This window comes from Thiomicrorhabdus aquaedulcis (genome assembly GCF_004001325.1).
In the GTDB taxonomy this organism is placed as follows: domain Bacteria; phylum Pseudomonadota; class Gammaproteobacteria; order Thiomicrospirales; family Thiomicrospiraceae; genus Thiomicrorhabdus; species Thiomicrorhabdus aquaedulcis.
Genome location: NZ_AP018722.1, coordinates 1,247,372 through 1,266,526 on the forward strand (window position 1 = coordinate 1,247,372; position 19,155 = coordinate 1,266,526).

A 19,155-nucleotide genomic window follows, 5' to 3' on the forward strand; every position below is an offset into this window, starting at 1 on the left:
AGCGAGTTCCTAGCGCCGATGACCATAGACTCTGGGTTGAGTGTACTGGTCAATTAAGGGCACGGCAATGTTCATTAACAAAATCGCAAACGCAATGCCGTCTGGAAACGCGCCCCAGTTACGAATCACATAGACCAACACCCCAATGCCACACGCATACACCAATCGACCCCGTGGAGTGGTGCTGGCGCTGACGGGGTCGGTAATAATGAAAAAAGCCGCCAACATAGTGCCACCCGACAACAATACAAAATCAATGGGCGGGTAGGTATTGGGGTCAAAGGCATGAAACCCCCACGCCATCAGCGTCAACGACCCTAAAAACCCTACCGGAAACTGCCAACGAATAGTGCCCTTAAACAGCATCCACACCCCACCCGCAATAAAGGCAACGTTAACCCATTGCCAGCCATTTAAACCCCAATACAAACCATTGTGTAAGGTGCTGGTGGTAGCGTGCAAGGTATCAGTGATGCCAATGCCTTGTGACAGAGCAATACGCACTTCGTTAAGGGGTGTGGCACCGGTAATCATGTCCATATTCAGGCCGGGTATCGCGCCGGTAAAAATAAGGTAAATCGAGTCCATTAAGGTCAGCGTATGACCAGAAATGGCCGTGGGTAAAGTCCACTGAGTCATTTGAATAGGAAACGAAATGAGCAAAAACGCATAGCCTAGCATGGCTGGATTAAAGGGGTTATAACCCAAGCCGCCGTACAAATGTTTACCAAAACAAGCGCAAAGGCGCTGCCCGACACCACCACCCACCAAGGTGCTTCGGGCGGAATGCAAAATACCAGGCCGGTAATGGTAATTAGCGCACTCATGTCGGTCATAAAGGGTGCCACCGGACGGCCGCGCATTTTGAGCATAATGTATTCAACGATTAACGCCGTAGCCACCGCCAAAAACCATTGAATAACAATGCCATAGCCAAAAAAGAACACGTGGGCAAACAGCGCCGGAAACGCTGCAAGCTGCACTTGCAACATTACTTTGCGCACAGTTTGATTATTGTGGGTAAACGGGGACGATGAAACCATGTTTGGGATCACTTAGTGCGGCTCCTGTGATTGGGTTTTGCGTTGAGCTGCGCGCAAACGTGCGGCCGCCACGGCTTTATCGCGCTTGCTTTCTGGAGAGTCTGTGGGTGCCAGCGTCGGTTCAATTTTTGACGCAATTGTCGATGCGTCGGCAACCGAGTCGATGGCGTTTAAGTCGTTTGAGGATAGGTCAGTTGGCGCTTGGGTTTGAATAGGCGGTTTAGCGGCACTCACACTGGCTTTACGTTTTTGAGCCGCATCGCGCGCCGCTTGCATGGCCGCGTTGCGCGCATTCTCTTTGTCTAATGCCGCCGAACTCGAATTAGTAGTGTTAGAGCTCACCGATGCTTGCGTTAAATCGATTATCTGTGGTTGAGATGCATAATTATCTGGTGTATCAGCCTTTTGTACTGACTTGTGCGCTGACTTGAGTGCCGCTTTTTGAGCGGCTTCTATGGCGCGCCGACGAGCCGGGGGCATGGCGCTTAAATCGAGTACCGTGGGTTCAAGACTTGGTGGATTGCTTGGCGCAATGTGAGGCTCAACATGATTTTCAACATGACGTTCAACATTGGGCAATGCTTGATTATGGTTACTGGGGTCAATGCTGGGATGGTTAAACGTCACAGCAACGGCGTCTATTTCATCCATTTTAGCAGCGGATTTTTGTGCAGCACGTTTGGCTGCCGCAGCTTTAGCGGCGGCCGCGGCAGCAGACACCGGTTTTGGTGCAACTTGCATGGTGGTGTCTTGCGTGCTGGTTATTTCTTGAGCGGGCGGTTTTATAGCTTGTTTTACAGCGGCTTTTTTGGCGTTTAAACGCGCTTCACGCTCTTGCTTTTCGCGCTCAATGCGAGCCAATTTAAATTCGTGACGCTGTTTGGCTAAATCAATGGCGTGAGCTTGGACGTGCAACTCTTTGATTTCGGCTTTGGCGTGACGGTAGTATTGCACCAAGGGAATGTGGCTTGGGCAAACAAAACTGCAACAGCCGCACTCTATGCAATCAAAGACATTGAGTTTTTCGACTTTATCGTATTCATGCGCCTGCGCGTGCCAATACATTTGCTGGGGCAATAAATTAATAGGGCACGCGTCCATACACTCGCCACAGCGAATGCAGGGCATTTGCATCTCGATGGGTTGCGGTGGGTTGGCTAAAATGCAGTTTGAAGTTTTTGTTACTGGTACTTGATTGTTTTTTACTTGATAGCCCATCATTGGACCGCCCACAATTAATGGGTAGTTTAACGGTGTTTTAGGTTGGGCGGCTTGCGCTAATACATCAAAAGGTGTGCCAATCAGGGCTTGAATATTAAACGGTTTATGCAGTCCTAAGCCGCTCACGGTAATTAAGCGCGAGGTAAGGGGTTCGCCGTAGGTTACTGCACGATAGATGGCGGCAAAGGTGGCCACGTTCATCATCAGCATGCCCAAATCAACCGAGTGGGTTTTTTTAGGGACTTCTACGCCGGTTAACTCTTGAGTAAGTTGTTTTTGACCGCCCATGGGGTAAACCGTGGCGACACTTATAATTTGTACAATCGGGTCATCGGTAAATTTTTGTGCGGCGTTATTGGCGGCTATTTGAGCGGCTTTAATCGCTTCGGGCTTGTTGGTTTCAATGCCAAATAGAATTGTCACAGCACCCAAGGCGTGCGCGGTCATTATGGCGCCTTGAATAATTTCGTCACTGCGCGTTTGCATTAACAAATCGTCGCAGGTAATAAACGGCTCGCATTCGGCTCCGTTAATCATTAAGGTGTGAATTTGACCTTTTTGCGCCGGAATTTTAGCGTAAGTCGGAAACCCAGCACCCCCCATACCAATAATGCCGGCGTTAAATAAGATGTCCTTAAGCGCTTGCGGAGTTTTTGGCACAGAAGCATCGACGTGTAAGACGTTGTTAATGGCCACGTCAAGTTGGTCGGGTTTTAAAATAACGCACAAATCGGTTAAGCCCGAAGGGTGCGGCAAGGTAAAGGGTTCAACTGCAATAATGGTGCCCGAAGTAGGGGCGTGGATGGGTACCACCAAGGCTTTAGTCGCGTCTTTATTGGAACGAGCAATCAGTTGATTTTTTTTGACGTAACTGCCCACTTTTACCAACAGCTCGGCCGGTTGCCCAACTTGTTGTTGCAAAGGCAAAATCAAGCGTTCTGGAATAATCGGTGCGTGAATTGGCTGTTTGGCCGAAAGCGACTTGTTGTATTGCGGAAAAATTCCACCGTGAAAGCGGTATAACCCGCGCTTAGCCGCTGGATAGAGTCGAGCTAAACCCTTTAGGAATGACTGAAGCACTGCGCTAAACCATTTAGAGCGTTTTTCATTAGCGGAATGAGCGGGGTTGTGCACTTTTGAGTTCATAACACCTCCTGCGCTTTTTGGGTTGGCGCATCACTTGAAGTAATGGGGTCTTGAACCGTCGGAACTACGGGGTCAGGCCATTTCCAGTTTTTGGTGGTGATTGTTTCAGGCCGCATCTCAATGCAATCCACCGGGCAAACGGGGACGCAGAGTTCACACCCTGTGCACTCTTGTTGAATGACGGTGTGCATTAATTTGGTGGCGCCCAAAATGGCGTCCACCGGGCAGGCTTTAATGCACAGCACACAGCCAATGCACAAATCTTCATCTATAAACGCGGTGGTTTTCGGTTTGGTTTCAACGGCGGTGGCGTCCATCGCTTTGGGTTCGCGATGGGTGATTTCAGAAATTTTAATCATGACCTCTGTGCCACCTGGAATGCACAAGTTAACTTCGGTATTGCCTTGTGCCAAGGCTTCGGCGTAGGGTTTGCAGCCTGGAAAACCACATTGCCCGCATTGTGTTTGTGGTAGTACTTTGTCAATTTGCTCGGCGATTGGATTGCCTTCAACCTTAAAGCGTACTGCAGCGTAGCCCAGTAATAAACCAAACAACAGGGCTAACAGGGTAAAAATAATAATAGCTTCTAACATGACCAGGCCTGGTCAATGTAAGTTAAGGTTTTTGATGATTTAAATAATGCGTTCATGTTAAACCAAGCCGCCAAAGCCCATAAAAGCCATGGACATTAAACCGGCTGTAATCAGGGCGATGGGCGCGCCTTTAAACGGCGTAGGCACATCGGCGGCGTCAACGCGCTCACGAATAGAAGCAAACAAAATCATCACCAACGTAAAGCCCACGGCCGCACCAAAACCATACACCGCCGATTCGATAAAGTTGTTTTTTTCACCGACGTTTAACAACGCAACGCCCAGTACCGCGCAGTTGGTGGTGATTAACGGCAGATAAATGCCCAACACTTGATACAGCGCGGGGCTGGTTTTGTGAATGGCCATTTCGGTAAACCCGACCACGGCGGCAATGGCTAATATAAAGCCGATGGTTTGCAGATATTCTAGGCCAAACGGTTGCAGTAAATAGGTGTAAATAATGTAACTGAGCACCGACGAAAGCGTCATGACAAACGTGGTCGCCAGTCCCATTCCCAGTGCGGCATCAGTTTTTTTAGACACACCCATAAACGGGCACAAGCCTAAAAATTTAACCAATACAAAGTTATTAACTAACACCGTACTGATAAGAATGAGAATATACTCTTGCATGCTTAGCCTATTTAACATATTAAAAAGTTAGGATTATTTAACTCGCATACCGGGTTGCGCGCCATCGCCTGGCGACAAAATGTAAAAGTCGCCTTGACCGTCACTGGCCGCCAACACCATGCCTTGAGACACCCCAAAACGCATTTTACGTGGCGCTAAATTAGCCACCATCACGGTCAATTTACCGATTAAATCTTCCGGATTGTACGCCGATTTAATGCCCGCAAACACCTGGCGTTGTTCAAAGCCAATGTCTAACGTTAGCCTAATAAGTTTATTGGCTTCTGGCACGGCTTGCGCGTCGATAATTTTGGCGATTCTAAAGTCAATTTTAGAAAAGTCATCAATGCTTATTTCAGCCGCAAGGGTTTCATATTCGGCTTTAGCGTCTATTTGACGCTCAGTATCAGCGATAGTCACCGTATTGGCAGTTGCTGTATTCGTCACCACTTTTTTATCGCCCTTTTTGCCATCCGGGGCGGCGTTAGGGTTAAGCGATTGAGCCGAATTGTTGACCATTTTTTCAATAGGCTCAAGCTCTAAACGCCTCATTAACGGGCTAAAGGTTTCAATACGGTGGTTCATTAATGGTGTGGCCACCGCATTCCATTGCCAATCGGTTACGTTTAAAAATGCGCGGGCTTTTTCGGCTGTGGCCGGCAATACGGGGGTCAAATAGCTCATTAATACTCTAAATAAATTAAGGCTTAGACTCACTACTTCATGCAATTGCGCTTGTTGGTCTGCTTGTTTGGCTAACACCCAGGGCGCGTTTTGTGCAATGTATTCATTGGCTTTGTCGGCCAGCGCCATAATTTCACGCATGGCGTGACCGTATTCGCGCGCTTCGTAATGCTGAGCAATCTCTTCACTTTTAGCGCTAAAACTGGCGTACAACTCGGCAGATTGATCCGACCATTGGTTGCACAGTTGACCGTTAAATTGTTTGGTGACAAAGCCCGCACAACGGCTGGCGATGTTGATGACTTTGCCGACTAAATCGGAGTTAACGCGTTGGGCAAAGTCTTCTAAATTTAAATCTAAATCGTCAATGCGGCTGGTTAATTTAGTGGCAAAGTAGTAACGCAGATACTCTGGGTTTAAACCTTGTTCAAGATAGGTTTTGGCCATAATAAAGGTGCCGCGTGACTTGGACATTTTTAACCCATTGACCGTTAAAAAGCCGTGCGCAAAGACGGCAGACGGGGTTCTAAACCCTGCGCCAGACAACATGGCGGGCCAAAATAGCGCGTGAAAATTAATGATGTCTTTGCCAATAAAATGATAAAGCTCGGCGGTTGAATCGGGTTTCCAGTAGTCGTTAAAGTCTAGATCGGATTGCTCACAATGGGCTTTAAAACTCGACATATAGCCAATGGGTGCGTCCAGCCAAACGTAAAAATATTTATTGGTTTCACCCGGGATTTCAAACCCAAAATAGGGTGCATCGCGCGAGATGTCCCAACCACGCAAGCCGCTTTGCAGCCATTCGTTAAGTTTGTTGGCTATTTGCGGCTGCAAATGGCCGGCGTGCGTCCACTCTTTAAGCATGGTTTCAAATTGACCTAACTCAAAAACAGGTGATCGGTGTCTTTTTCAATGGGTGTTGCCCCCGAAATAACCGATTTTGGGTCAATTAAATCGGTCGGGCTGTAGGTTGCGCCACAAGCTTCGCAATTGTCACCGTATTGATCTGGGGTTTTGCATTTTGGGCAGGTGCCTTTAATAAAACGATCGGGCAAAAACATTGCCTTTTCTGGATCGTAAAATTGCGAAATGGTCTTGCGTGAAATGTAACCTTTGTCTTTTAACTGGGTGTAAATGTAACTGGCCAACGCTTGGTTTTCGAGTGAATGCGTGCTGCCGTAGTGGTCAAACTCAATGTTAAATCCAGCAAAATCCGCTTGGTGTTCAATGGACGACTTAGCAATGAGCGCCTCTGGGGTAATGCCCTCGGCCGCGGCTCTAAGCATAATAGGCGTGCCGTGCGCATCGTCGGCGCAAATGTAGGTGCAGTGATGTCCACGCATTTTTTGAAAACGCGACCAAATATCCGTTTGAATGTACTCGACCAAATGCCCTAAATGAATAGGACCATTGGCGTAAGGCAGTGCGCTGGTAATTAAAATCTTTCTGGGCGACTGCGCAACAAGGTGAGTGTGCGAATGATTGTGTGACGTTTCTGACATTGAGGATTCCACATTTAGACGATGGTTTTGTGCGTAATATACCGGCGGCTAAGCCAGTCAAGCCCGATATTATAGCTATTTTGCGGGTCAATGTGCGCTTTGTTGAAGCGCCATTTTAGGTAAAAAATAAAATTTTGAGTAATGCCTTTAATGTTAATTAATATTAAAGGCTGATGCTTTGACCAGGCCTGGTGAAAGCTTGTTTTAGCACTTATAATTAATGTCTTGTTATTTTGGAGCACGCTAGGATGAGTTTAAACATTAAAGAAAAAAATAATGTGGTGACCATCGCCATTGAAGGCAGTTTTGATGTTAGTGGTTACCAAGCATTTAAAGAGGTTATCGAAACCCACAATGACCCACAAACGCACTTTATTGTAGAGTGCAAACACGCTTCTTACCTTGATAGCTCTGCGCTAGGCATGTTACTGCTGTTGCGAGAAAAAACGGCCGGTGATCAAAAACGTTTAAAGCTGGTAAATGTGCACGGTGATGTAGCGAGTATTTTAAAAATTGCTCAGTTTGACCGATTGTTTAGCATCAACCCTTGAGACATTTGCATAGGTAATTGTGCAAAGGTCTTTAGGTATTTTGAATCACAATCTTTGGAAAAACATGGTTGTAACTGCGTTTTTGAATACCGATTTTACTGCTTATTTTATGCGCCATGGTGCGGTACTTAAAGGCAATCTCGCTATTAGGTTCGGCGGTAACCGTAGGGTTTCCGGTATCAGCTTCTTCACGAATTCGTTTATCGAGCGGTAAGCTGCCTAAAAAATCAACTTGATAGGTTTGCGCCATTTTTTGTCCACCATTCTCTCCAAAAATAGCCTCTTCGTGACCACAATTTGAACAAATGTGTGTACTCATGTTTTCAATAATACCTAAAACAGGAATGGCAACTTTTTCAAACATTTTCAAGCCTTTTTTAGCGTCAATAAGTGCAACTTGTTGCGGGGTGGTCACAATGACGGCTCCCGTAACCGGAATTTGCTGTGACAATGTAAGCTGCACATCACCTGTTCCGGGTGGAAGGTCAATGATCAAATAATCCAAATTGCTCCAATTGGTCTCTTTTAAGAGTTGCGTTAAGGTTTGCGTAACGATTGGGCCACGCCATATCATGGGCGAGTCTTCTTCAATTAGCGCGCCAATTGACATTACTTGTAAGCCGTAGGCCATTAGCGGCTGCATGCTTTTACCATCGGACGATTGTGGTTTGTCTTTAATATTTAGCATAGTGGGAATGCTAGGACCATAAATGTCGGCGTCTAAAATGCCAACATTAGCACCTTCTTGCTGCAATGCTAAAGCCAAATTAACGCTGGTGGTCGACTTGCCAACGCCGCCTTTGCCAGAAGCCACGGCAATAATGTTTTTAATGTTTGGTAAAGGGTTAATGCCTGCTTGAGCGTCATGCACCACAATACGAGTTTCAAAATGAATCTGTACGCTTTCAATTTCGGTAATTTGTGTGAGTGAATGACTTAAGGTTTGCAGCATGCTCGGCCAAAGACTTTTGCACGGATAAGGCAACGCTAAGGTAAAGCTAAGTTGCTTTTTTTTAAGCTGCAATTGACTGATGGCTTTAAGGGCTAAAAAGTCTTGCTGACTGGTTGGTTCAAGACAAAGTTTAAGTTGATGTTCAATTTGGGTTTGTAAGGTTTCAGAGATTCCATTACCAAAAAGCGTGTTTAAAATGCCCATAATTACGATTTACCTTATATGTCTGTTTTATATTGGTGCCCAGTTTAGCAGTTTTAGTTCTTTTTAGCCTGGTTTGCCGTTAACGCATTTGCCTTATGGTGGGTTGTTTGCGCAAAATCTATCCAAACACAACCGGTTGCGGTGCTATAATTTTGTTCTTTATTTTTAGAGTATTTATTGCGTTTTTATGTTCAATCGTCAACCCATTGCTCAATTACCGTCGCATTTAGCCGACCAAATTGCCGCCGGCGAAGTGGTCGAACGCCCGGCTTCGGTGGTAAAAGAGTTACTTGAAAATGCTTTAGACTCTGGCGCTACGCTTATAGAGATTCACATTGAAGAAGGTGGCGAAAAGCGTATTCAAGTGACCGATAATGGCAGCGGCATTCCTAAAAATGAGTTGCTGCTGGCAGTAAGTCGTCACGCTACTAGCAAAATACAAACAGCCGCCGATTTAGCTTGCGTGACTACGCTTGGGTTTAGAGGTGAGGCCTTGGCGAGTATAAGCTCGGTTTCACGATTTGAAATTACCAGCCGAGCCCATAACGATGTGGCGGCATGGCAATTGCAAAGCGAAGGTGATGCACAATGGAGCGCGCTAAAACCAGCCGCCTGCCCAGAAGGTACCCGCGTAAATGTGAGCGACTTGTTTTTTAACACGCCGGCGCGAAAAAAATTTTTACGCTCTTCTAAAACAGAGTTTTTACAAATAGAACAACTGGTTAAACGAGTAATGTTAAGTCGTTTTGAGGTTGGCTTTAAACTCTGGCATAATCACAAGCTGTTGCGCCAGGTGACTCCCGCGTTGGACAATAAAGCCATTAATCAGCGCCTATCCATCTTACTAAGTGATGCATTTGTCGAACAAAGTGTAGAGATTTTGTTTGAATCTCAAGAGTTAGTCGTCAAAGGCTGGGTTGGATTGCCAACCTTTAATCGCAGCCAAACCGATATGCAATATTTATTTGTAAATGGTCGCATGGTGCGCGATCGTTTACTGTCTTACGCTGTAAAACAGGCGTATGCCGATGTGATGTATCACGGTCGTCATCCAGCGTATTTATTATTTTTAGAACTGCCAAGCGATTGGGTGGATGTTAATGTTCACCCCGCCAAGTACGAAGTTCGTTTTGCCAATGGTCGCTGGCTATACGATTTTTTACGCCGCAGTGTGCGTGACGCGGTAGCCAAGCCATTAATGGCACAACACGGCAGTGGTACGGCACTTGAGGCAAGTGGACAAACCTCCCAATCTGGTTATGTAAATCAAAATACGCCCTTATACAATCAAAATCGCAGTCTAGACATAGTTGCAGCACAGCAGTTTCAGCAACCGCTTGGCGGTATGTTTAATGCGCCAAATTATGCGAATTATTCGCACTCACCAGGCCTGGTCACATTACATGAGCCCAATGCAACGTATACCACTTATAATAATACCCCGTCTAGCGATGTAACGCCGCGCTTGGGGTTTGCTAAAGCACAAATACATGGTGTGTACATCTTAGCCCAAAATACACAGGGCTTAATATTGGTGGATATGCATGCCGCACACGAACGCATTGTGTATGAACGCATGAAAAAGCAATGGAACAATGAACGCATTATCAGTCAACCGTTATTAGTGCCTATTGCTATGGGTGTAGAATCTCTAGCGGTGGATGTATGGCATGAGCAGCGCGATTTATTTACCCAGCTGGGTTTTGAAATCGAGCCTTTGGGGCCACAGCAACTAAAAATTATGGCTGTGCCTGCAATGCTGGTTAAAAGTAATGTGGTAGGATTAATAAACGATATGTTGGCCGACTTAGCTGTGACCGGGCAAACTCAGCGCAGCGAAGAGCGCATTAATGCAATTTTATCGACCATGGCTTGTCATGGTTCAGTGCGTGCAAATCGCACATTAAGCTTGCTCGAAATGGACGCATTGCTAAGAGAAATGGAAGTAACTGAGCGTTCGGATCAGTGCAATCATGGTAGGCCTACTTGGGTAGAGCTTTCGATGGGACAATTAGACAGCCTTTTTATGCGAGGCCAGTAACTGCTTTACATTACAAAGATACATAAGAGATTGCTTTAACGTTATGAAGTTAAAAGATAAAGAAATAAATTTAAATATACGAAACAACTTTAAAGTAGCCCCGGGCTTATTTAGCACTGAACAACTTAGTCAGTGGCTTAAAATGGCTGAGCAATGCATTGCTCAAAAAACCTGTTTGGCTATTATGGGGCCAACCGCTTCGGGTAAAAGTCAGCTGTCTATGGATTTAGCTCGTGTACTTCCTATTGAAATAATTAGTGTAGATTCAGCACTTATTTATCGACAAATGGACGTGGGAACTGCAAAGCCTACGGCACAAGAGTTGGCCACAGTGCCTCATCATTTAATCAATACTCACGACCCGTTGCAAACCTATTCAGCCGCTGAGTTTGTTGAAGACGTGCACGGTTTGGTTGCCGACATATTAGGGCGAGGCTGTTTGCCCGTATTGGTAGGGGGAACAATGATGTACTTTAATGCACTGCAACAGGGCATGTCCGACTTGCCCGAAGCTGATAAATCGGTGCGTGAGGCATTACAAGCATTGTGGGTACAAGACCCAAGTCAATTGCACGCTCAGTTGCACGACATTGATCTGGTGTCGGCGCAGCGAATTCATCCTAATGACCCGCAACGACTGATTCGCGCGTTAGAGGTTTTCAAAACGTCAGGCAAGACTTTAACCGAGCTGCGGGCTTTACCCAAGCCATCCTTAAGCGCCTTTAAGTTAATTAAGGTGGCGTTATTACCCCAGGATCGCTCTAAATTGCATGATCAAATTGGGGTGCGCTTTGAACAGATGTTGGAAAAAGGTTTGTTGCAAGAAGTTAAGCAATTAATGCAGCGAGGTGATTTGCACGCCGATTTAACCGCAATGCGCAGTGTTGGATATCGCCAGGCCTGGTTGTTTTTACAGGGTGATTACGATTACCCAACGTTTATAGAAAAAGGATTGGTGGCGACACGCCAATTAGCAAAGCGCCAACTAACATGGTTGCGTAAAGAACCCGATTTAGAACTTTTTGACCCGTTTTCGACAACACGAATTGAACGTTTGGAGGGGGTTTTAAATTTAATACAGAGTCATGTTCGCCATTAAAATACATGTTTTTTTAATAAAGCCAATAAACTCTATTGATAAAACCGCGTGTGGCCGCTATGGTATGCTTTAAACAAACGGCGACATTAATAACTCGTATAAATAACAAGAAATCTTTACACCTGTAAAATTCTTACTAAAAGCGTGAGCGATAAACTAACAATATGAGACCTTTGCACGAGTGGGGTACGAGAAAAAAATGCGAAAAAACTTACCTGATTGAGTGGGAAACTTGTGAATAGTTGGCTATTCACAAGTTTGCCAACGAAAAGCAGGAAAAATTTAACCATTTTTGGCCGTACATCCACTCGTGCAAAGGTCTCAATATACTCATGAAGCAACATAAACATCTCTAAAAATAAAAACAGGAAAAATCATGGAGAATAAAAAATTGGTTAAGGCATTGCCCATTCAAGACCCATATTTAAATGCGTTACGCAAAGAAAAAATCAGTGTGTCTATTTACTTGGTTAATGGCGTAAAGCTTCAAGGGCGAGTGGATTCATTTGACCAGTTTGTAGTACTGCTTAGAAGCAATGTTACTCAAATGGTTTATAAGCACGCTATTTCAACCATTGTGCCAATGCGCGACCCTAAGCTGTATGAAAACAGCAGTGACGAGATTGGAACGGTTGACTTACCAGAATAACTTTATTGTGGTCGCATAAATAATAATTGCACACAATAAGGTTCTTAAACTGATGTTAAAGTCAGTTCATGCTCAACCTGACATATCCAAACTTGTATATGCCATAAATTTTGCCTTTACAGCAAACCTTCTTATCTTGCTTTGTTGCATAATTTAACGAGCCCCCTAAATGGAATTATTTGATCGTCTTGAACGACGAGAGTTAGAACGCGCTGTGCTGGTGCATGTTGATTTGCATGACGAAGCTGATCGTGAAGAGTTAGATGAATTATATGAACTAGTCGACTCGGCTGGAGCGCAAGCTTGTGCACTATTAACCACCAAGCGCAGCAAGCCAGACCCTAAATTATTTGTAGGTAAAGGTAAAGCTGAAGAAATTAAGCAGGCCGTTGAATTATACGAAGCCGACGTTGTCATTTTTAATCACGCATTGACGCCTGCTCAAGAGCGTAATTTGTCCAATCTATTAGAGTGTCACGTAATAGACAGAGTGGGTTTAATCTTAGATATCTTTGCGCAACGTGCACGTTCTCATGAGGGAAAGTTGCAAGTTGAGTTAGCGCAGTTAAAACGCATGTCAACCCGATTGGTTAAAGGCTGGTCGCATTTGGATCGACAAGGTGGCATTGGTGCGCGCGGCCCTGGTGAAACTCAGCTTGAAACTGACAGACGACTTATTCAAGCTAAAATCAAGCAGTTAGAGCTGCGTATTGATAAAGTACGTCAACAGCGTGGTTTAGGGCGTCGTTCACGAAAACGCTCGGATGTGCCCACAGTAACTATTGTGGGATACACCAATGCAGGTAAATCAACGCTGTTTAATCAAATGACTAACGCAGGGGTGTACGCTGAGGACAGGTTATTTGCCACACTCGATTCTACCTTGCGGCGCGTACATTTACCGGGTGCTGGTTCGGTTATTTTTGCCGACACCGTTGGTTTTATACGTCACATTCCACACGATTTGGTTACCGCGTTTCGTTCGACATTAGAGGAGACCAGTGAAGCTAATCTATTGATTCATTTGGTCGACGCTGCAGATATTCACCGTGAAGAAAAAATGCAAGACGTCTACGAGGTTATTAAAGAGGTAGGGGCTGATGGCGTGCCTCAACTGTTGGTCTTTAATAAAATAGATGCGTTAGAGCCCGCGGTTGAACCTAAAGTTGACTTTAATGAAGATGGCGTCCCGCAGCGCGTATGGATTTCGGCCAAAAGTGGTTCGGGCATTGATTTACTTATGAATTCGGTCGCCTCGTTTTTTAAGGGAACCTTCTTTACTGTGTCCATTACCTTAAGTATGCAAGCCGCTAAAAAACGTTCTGAGCTTTACAGTTTAGGCACTATTTTAGAAGAAGGGTTTGATGAGTTCGGCAACAGTCTGTTCAAAATGACTTTAACCGCTCAGGAATGGGATTCAATTAAAAGCTGGCCGGAACTTCTAGAGGCTAAAATCTTAGAGTGAAGCTGACAAAAATTGAGGTTTCCAGGCCGTTTATGAAGGCGTTTAATGAGTAACAACCTTTGTAATATGAGCTTTTTACGCACACAACGACTCGTAAATGGCCTATAAATTGTATTAATAGATGACTTTTTTAACCTTTATCACTAGAATAGTGAGCTTAATGTCCGCGCTCAGTGGACGTGTCAAGATGCCCAATGCATGGAGAATTTTAAATGGCTTGGAATGAACCAGGTAAACCCGGACAAGACCCTTGGGGTAATTCTGGAAATAACAATGGTGGCAATCAGCCGCCTAAGAAGCAAAATAATGACCCTGATTTAGACGCTTTATTAAAAAAAGCACAATCTATCTTGGGCGGTGCCGGCAATCAATTTAATAATGCAGGCAATCGTTTTGTCGGTATGATTATTTTTGCCGTTATTGTGGTGGTTTGGTTGCTATCGGGTATTTATATTGTTGACCCAGCTGAGCGTGGCGTTGTAACGCGCTTTGGAGCGTTTGTAGAAGAAACCAAAGCCGGTCCGCATTGGCACTTGCCTTACCCTATTGAAGCGGTTCGCGTTGTTAACGTTGACCAAATTCGTACGGCCGAAATTGGATACCGCTCCGATTCTCGTAGCAAGGCTGGCAACGTGACTGAAGAATCACTTATGTTGACCAAAGACGAAAACATTATTGATCTTAAGATTGCTGTTCAGTATCAGGTTCAAAGTGCCAATCAATATTTATTTGAAACGGCTGACCCTGATGAAACCTTGCGTTCAGTGGTAGAGAGTGCTTTGCGTGAAGTAGTTGGTCAAAGCACTATGGACTTTGTTTTAACTGAGGGACGAAATGAAGTAGTGTCTCGTTTACAAACTTTGGCCCAAGAGCGTCTAACGTCTTACAACAGTGGTTTATTAATTACCAGTGTAAACTTGCAAGACGCTCAACCGCCAGAACAAGTTCAGTCAGCGTTTGCCGACGTTGTTAAAGCTCGTGAAGACCGTGAGCGTTTAATTAATGAAGCAGAAGCTTATTCTAACGATGTTATACCAAAAGCTCGTGGTGCAGCAGCACGTGAATTAGAAGAAGCCAGTGCGTATCACGATCGAGTGATTGCACAAGCAAAAGGGGAGTCAGCACGTTTTACCAGTATCATGGTCGAATACCAAAAGGCACCTGAAGTAACGCGCAGTCGTTTATATATTGACGCTGTGTCGAATGTATTAACCAATACCACTAAGATTTTGTTGGCTCTGAAAGCGGTAATAATTTACTGTATCTGCCTTTAGACAAAATGGTAGGAGGTCAAGCGGTTCCGTTTGCTCCAGCACAGGGTGTAGCAACAGGCACTCCAGCCAGCGCAACACCTTCAGGCGCATCGACTGATGCAAATGGCGGGCAAAGAACCAATATCAGAGATTACTTAAAAAATAGGGAGCTACGTTAATGAAATCTGTATTTTCAATTTTAGTGGCGGCTATTTTATTTATTGGCAGCAGCTCGGTTTACGTTATTAATCAATGGGAAACCGGTGTTGTATTGCGTCTAGGTGAGATTGTCAAAGCTGATGTAGAACCAGGCCTACATTTAAAAGTTCCTTTTATAAACAATGTGCGTACATTTGATGCACGTTTACAAACTTTAGATGCACAAACCGAACGTTATTTAACCAGTGAAAAGAAAAACTTAGAAGTGGATTCGTTTGTTAAATGGCGTATCAAAGATGTGGCATTATTTTATACCACTATGAACGGTGATAATCGTCTTGCTGGATTGCGTTTGTCGCAAATTGTGAAAGATGGTTTGCGTGCTGAATTTGGTAACCGCACGGTAAATGAAGTTATTTCGGGTGAGCGTGTTGAGATTGCCAATCGCATTCGCAACAGCACAGCCGAGGCCGCTAAGTCTTTTGGTATTCAAATTGATGACGTACGTATCAAACGTATTGATTTAGCCAAGGACATTAGTGAGTCTGTCTATCGTCGTATGGAAGCAGAGCGTAACCGTGTTGCTAAAGATCTACGCTCTAAAGGCGCAGAGGCCGCTGAGAAAATTCGTGCCGATGCTGACCGTCAAAGGGTAGTTATATTGGCCGATGCATACAGCGAGGCTGAAATTTTACGCGGTAAAGGCGACGCGACTTCAGCAGAGATTTACGCTCTGGCTTACAGCAAAGACGCTGAGTTTTATAATTTTTACCACAGCATGAATGCATATCAAGCCGCGTTTAATGAAAAGTCAGATGTAATGTTGGTTGATCCAAAGTCAGACTTCTTTAAATACTTTAATAAGTCTGCAGAACAATAAGCTGTAATTTATATGAGAAAAGGTGGGGTTAACCCACCTTTTTTATGGAAGCATGATAGAGAATGCCTTAATTGTTGCAATTGCGTTAGTCTTTATTTTGGAAGGACTTTTACCGTTTGTTTTTCCAAATTTTGGCGAAAATTGATGCTTGAGGCGGTTATTTTGACCGAAAAGCAACTTAGATTAATGGGTCTATTCGCAATAACTGTGGGTATGACCTTGCTGCTATTTTTTAGTTAAGACGGCTAAATTGATTTACAATATCTGCGCAAATTTATTTTAGAGTAATACAAACGTTTGACATAGGCATTGCTTATGCAAGGGTTTCAATACAAAAAGAAGTTTTTATAATGCAACAATCCACATGGTTTACGCCGGAAGGTTTAGAGGATCTCTTACCGCCGCAAGCGCAAAAATTAGAATATTATCGACGCAAATTAATGGATGGTTTTCAATCATCTGGTTACGATTTGGTTTTACCTCCATTGGCAGAATTTACAGATTCATTGTTGACAGGTACCGCCAGACACACAGCCATTGATACGTGTCGTTTTACCGATCAAGAAAGTGGCAGAATGATGGGCGTTCGTGCCGATATGACCCCACAAGTAGCGCGTATTGTTAGTAACCGCCTTAAGTCAAAAGACATTATTTCACGTTTGTGTTATGTGGGTGAAGTTCTTAAAACACGTAATAACAAAGCCAAAGGTTCGCGTAGTCCAATTCAAGTAGGCGCCGAATTATTTGGTCACGCAGGCGTGGAAAGTGACATTGAAATCATTGAATTAATGCTTGAGAGCATGCACTCTCTAAACCTACAAGACATTAAGATGAGTCTTGGGCATGTTGCTGTGGTGGATGAGTTAATTTCTTTAGCGGGTTTAGACGCGGCACAGTCAAGTGAGTTAATTGCTATTCTTGAAAGAAAAGCGATACCCGAATACGCTGTTTTTTTAACTCAAGTAAACTTACCTGAAGCAGTTAAGTCGGCATTTAATCATTTACCCATGCTGTGTGGTGATGCAAAAAGTGTATTGGTTCTCAGTAAAAGTATTTTGCTTGGTTTATCAACAATCTTGGATCAAGCATTAGAAAATATTCAAGGTGTAATGGATTATGTAGAAGCTCATTATTCACTGCCTATTCATCTTGATCTTGCTGATATTCGTGGTTACCAATATCACACTGGAATTATTTTTGCATGTTATACCACCGCTGGAAAACTGCAACCACTGGCAAAAGGTGGGCGTTATGACAATATTGGTTCTGAGTTTGGCTTGGCTTTGCCAGCCACAGGTTTTAGTTTAGACTTACGGATTGCATTAGATTTGCTTGCACCGTTAATATCTACCTCAAAGGGCACTGTTTATATGCCTTTAGTTACCGATACCTCGACAAGTCAATCCTTAAAAAGTAAGGTTAACGAGCTCAAGGAACAAGGTTATCAGGTTGTTAAGTCGTATGATTTAGCGGCACTTAACCCAGGTAGTTTTCGATTAGTAGAAGTTTCAGGTCAGTGGATGGTTGAAACGGTTTAAGAACTGTTTTAATCTTGTTTTAAATTTCAAGAGGCTTTTGTGCATGCTTGAATTGCGTTAAAAATGTGGAAAATTGCACGCTTTGTGACACAAAAACCAAACAGTGTATTTTGGTTTGTTTACAAATAAACAGCGAAATTTTAACCCTTTTAAAACAGCAATCGGCTCATGCAAAGCTCTCTCTAAGTTGTTAAGAAGCAGTTTTATGACAAAACGAAATATTGTAGTGGTGGGTACCCAGTGGGGTGATGAAGGCAAAGGTAAGATTGTTGATTTACTAACCGACCGCGTGGCCGCGGTGGTACGATTTCAAGGTGGTCACAATGCGGGACACACTTTGGTTATTGATGGTAAAAAAACTGTATTGCATTTAATTCCGTCGGGTATTTTACGTGAACATGTTGAATGCTTTATTGGCAATGGTGTTGTGTTAGCCCCAGACGCTTTGGAAAAAGAAGTTACTCAGCTTGAGTCAACTGGCCTAAAAGTTAAAAGTCGTTTAAAAATAAGTGATGCTTGTCCTCTAATTTTAGACTATCACGTTGCTTTAGATGTTGCTCGTGAAGTGGCTCGCGGTAATAAGCCTATCGGCACAACGGGCAGAGGAATTGGCCCAGCTTACGAAGATAAGGTAGCACGACGCGGTTTGCGTGCTGGCGACTTACGAAATATGGACAGCTTTAAAGTCAAATTAGCCGAAACACTAGCTTATCATAACTACATGATTGAACATTATTACCAAGCAGAGCCCGTTTCTTTTGACGATTTGTGGGAAAAATGTCAGCGTTACAGTGCACTTGTCGTGCCTATGCTCGCAGACATTCCCAACTTGATTGATCTTTATAATCGTGATGGCAAAAACTTAATGTTTGAAGGGGCGCAAGGTACTCTTTTAGACATTGATCAAGGAACATATCCTTATGTAACATCGTCTAATACCACGGCAGGTGGCGCGGCATCGGGTGCGGGAATTGGCCCGACGCAGTTAGATTATGTGCTGGGGATTACTAAGGCTTACGCCACACGTGTTGGCGGCGGGCCTTTTCCAACAGAACTTGTGTACGACTGTGCCAGTGACGTAGGGGACGAAGTTGGAAAAATTTTAGGCACTCGTGGCCGTGAATTTGGTGCTACTACCGGTCGTCAACGTCGTTGCGGTTGGTTTGATGCAGTCGCACTGCGTCGTTCTGCACAAATTAACGGTTTAAGCGGCATGTGTTTAACCAAACTTGATGTAATGGACACGCTAGAAGAAATTAAGATTTGTGTGTCATATTCTCAGAATGGCAACACATTGTTATTGCCACCGAGCAGTGCAGATGAATACGAAACTTGTTTGCCTAATTTTATAACTATGCCAGGTTGGAATACCTCAACGGTTGGAACGGCTTCATGGGATGACTTACCAGAAGCTGCACAAAACTATATTCGCTTTTTAGAAAAAGAAGTGGGTGTTTCAGTATCAATTTTATCCACAGGGCCTGATCGTGCTGAAACCCTTGTGTTAAATGATCCATTTGCATAAGGTTGTTTAAGGCT

13 protein-coding genes and 3 pseudogenes are annotated in these 19,155 nt (G+C 44.3%); 10 read left to right on the plus strand and 6 right to left on the minus strand.

The genetic code is table 11. From position 1 onward, the window contains the following. Window positions 1-9: 9 nt before the first annotated feature. From EP181_RS05780 to metG, 5 genes and pseudogenes are all read right to left on the minus strand, one after another. Window positions 10-1,043: pseudogene (locus EP181_RS05780) on the minus strand (RnfABCDGE type electron transport complex subunit D). A gap of 12 nt (window positions 1,044-1,055) precedes the next feature. Next, entirely contained in the window at window positions 1,056-3,410 is a 2,355-nt protein-coding gene (gene rsxC / locus EP181_RS05785) for an electron transport complex subunit RsxC (protein WP_127470809.1), read from the minus strand. Then, window positions 3,407-4,003, minus strand: coding sequence for an electron transport complex subunit RsxB (rsxB, locus tag EP181_RS05790; RefSeq protein WP_127470810.1), 597 nt, complete (start codon window positions 4,001-4,003; stop codon window positions 3,407-3,409). The genes rsxC and rsxB overlap by 4 nt, the downstream gene beginning before the upstream one ends. Window positions 4,004-4,060: 57 nt before the next feature. Then, on the minus strand, window positions 4,061-4,636 hold the full coding sequence (gene rsxA, locus EP181_RS05795) for an electron transport complex subunit RsxA (protein ID WP_127470811.1): 576 nt from the start codon (window positions 4,634-4,636) through the stop codon (window positions 4,061-4,063). A gap of 33 nt (window positions 4,637-4,669) precedes the next feature. Next, a pseudogene (gene metG, locus EP181_RS05800) lies at window positions 4,670-6,825 on the minus strand (methionine--tRNA ligase). 248 nt (window positions 6,826-7,073) lie between these two features. Between metG and EP181_RS05805 the strand changes: the two are divergent. After that, on the plus strand, window positions 7,074-7,376 hold the full coding sequence (locus EP181_RS05805; protein ID WP_127470812.1) for an STAS domain-containing protein: 303 nt from the start codon (window positions 7,074-7,076) through the stop codon (window positions 7,374-7,376). A gap of 31 nt (window positions 7,377-7,407) precedes the next feature. Here the strand turns inward: EP181_RS05805 and apbC are convergent, their stop codons facing one another. Further along, window positions 7,408-8,532 (minus strand): iron-sulfur cluster carrier protein ApbC, encoded by a 1,125-nt coding sequence (apbC, locus tag EP181_RS05810; protein ID WP_127470813.1) that lies wholly within the window; start codon window positions 8,530-8,532, stop codon window positions 7,408-7,410. A gap of 187 nt (window positions 8,533-8,719) precedes the next feature. On the opposite strand from apbC, the gene mutL reads away from it, so the two are divergent. The 9 genes and pseudogenes from mutL to EP181_RS05855 all read left to right on the plus strand — a co-directional run bounded on the left by mutL (window position 8,720) and on the right by EP181_RS05855 (window position 19,141). Continuing rightward, window positions 8,720-10,573: a DNA mismatch repair endonuclease MutL gene (gene mutL / locus EP181_RS05815; protein ID WP_127470814.1), complete on the plus strand. Its 1,854-nt coding sequence runs from the start codon at window positions 8,720-8,722 to the stop codon at window positions 10,571-10,573. Window positions 10,574-10,616: 43 nt separating this feature from the next. Then, window positions 10,617-11,672, plus strand: coding sequence for a tRNA (adenosine(37)-N6)-dimethylallyltransferase MiaA (gene miaA, locus EP181_RS05820; protein ID WP_232023339.1), 1,056 nt, complete (start codon window positions 10,617-10,619; stop codon window positions 11,670-11,672). Window positions 11,673-12,048: 376 nt separating this feature from the next. Beyond that, window positions 12,049-12,321: an RNA chaperone Hfq gene (hfq, locus tag EP181_RS05825; RefSeq protein ID WP_127470815.1), complete on the plus strand. Its 273-nt coding sequence runs from the start codon at window positions 12,049-12,051 to the stop codon at window positions 12,319-12,321. Between the two features lie 169 nt (window positions 12,322-12,490). Beyond that, window positions 12,491-13,786, plus strand: coding sequence for a ribosome rescue GTPase HflX (gene hflX, locus EP181_RS05830; RefSeq protein ID WP_127470816.1), 1,296 nt, complete (start codon window positions 12,491-12,493; stop codon window positions 13,784-13,786). 212 nt (window positions 13,787-13,998) lie between these two features. Continuing rightward, window positions 13,999-15,060 (plus strand): FtsH protease activity modulator HflK, encoded by a 1,062-nt coding sequence (gene hflK / locus EP181_RS05835; RefSeq protein ID WP_232023340.1) that lies wholly within the window; start codon window positions 13,999-14,001, stop codon window positions 15,058-15,060. A 157-nt stretch (window positions 15,061-15,217) separates the two neighbouring features. Further along, window positions 15,218-16,078, plus strand: a complete 861-nt coding sequence (hflC, locus tag EP181_RS05840) for a protease modulator HflC (RefSeq protein WP_127470817.1) — start codon at window positions 15,218-15,220, stop codon at window positions 16,076-16,078. Window positions 16,079-16,130: 52 nt separating this feature from the next. Further along, a pseudogene (locus EP181_RS05845) lies at window positions 16,131-16,318 on the plus strand (DUF2065 domain-containing protein). A 110-nt stretch (window positions 16,319-16,428) separates the two neighbouring features. Continuing rightward, window positions 16,429-17,616: an ATP phosphoribosyltransferase regulatory subunit gene (locus tag EP181_RS05850; RefSeq protein ID WP_127470818.1), complete on the plus strand. Its 1,188-nt coding sequence runs from the start codon at window positions 16,429-16,431 to the stop codon at window positions 17,614-17,616. 205 nt (window positions 17,617-17,821) lie between these two features. Continuing rightward, window positions 17,822-19,141 (plus strand): adenylosuccinate synthase, encoded by a 1,320-nt coding sequence (locus EP181_RS05855; RefSeq protein ID WP_127470819.1) that lies wholly within the window; start codon window positions 17,822-17,824, stop codon window positions 19,139-19,141. The last annotated feature ends 14 nt before the right edge of the window (window positions 19,142-19,155 follow it).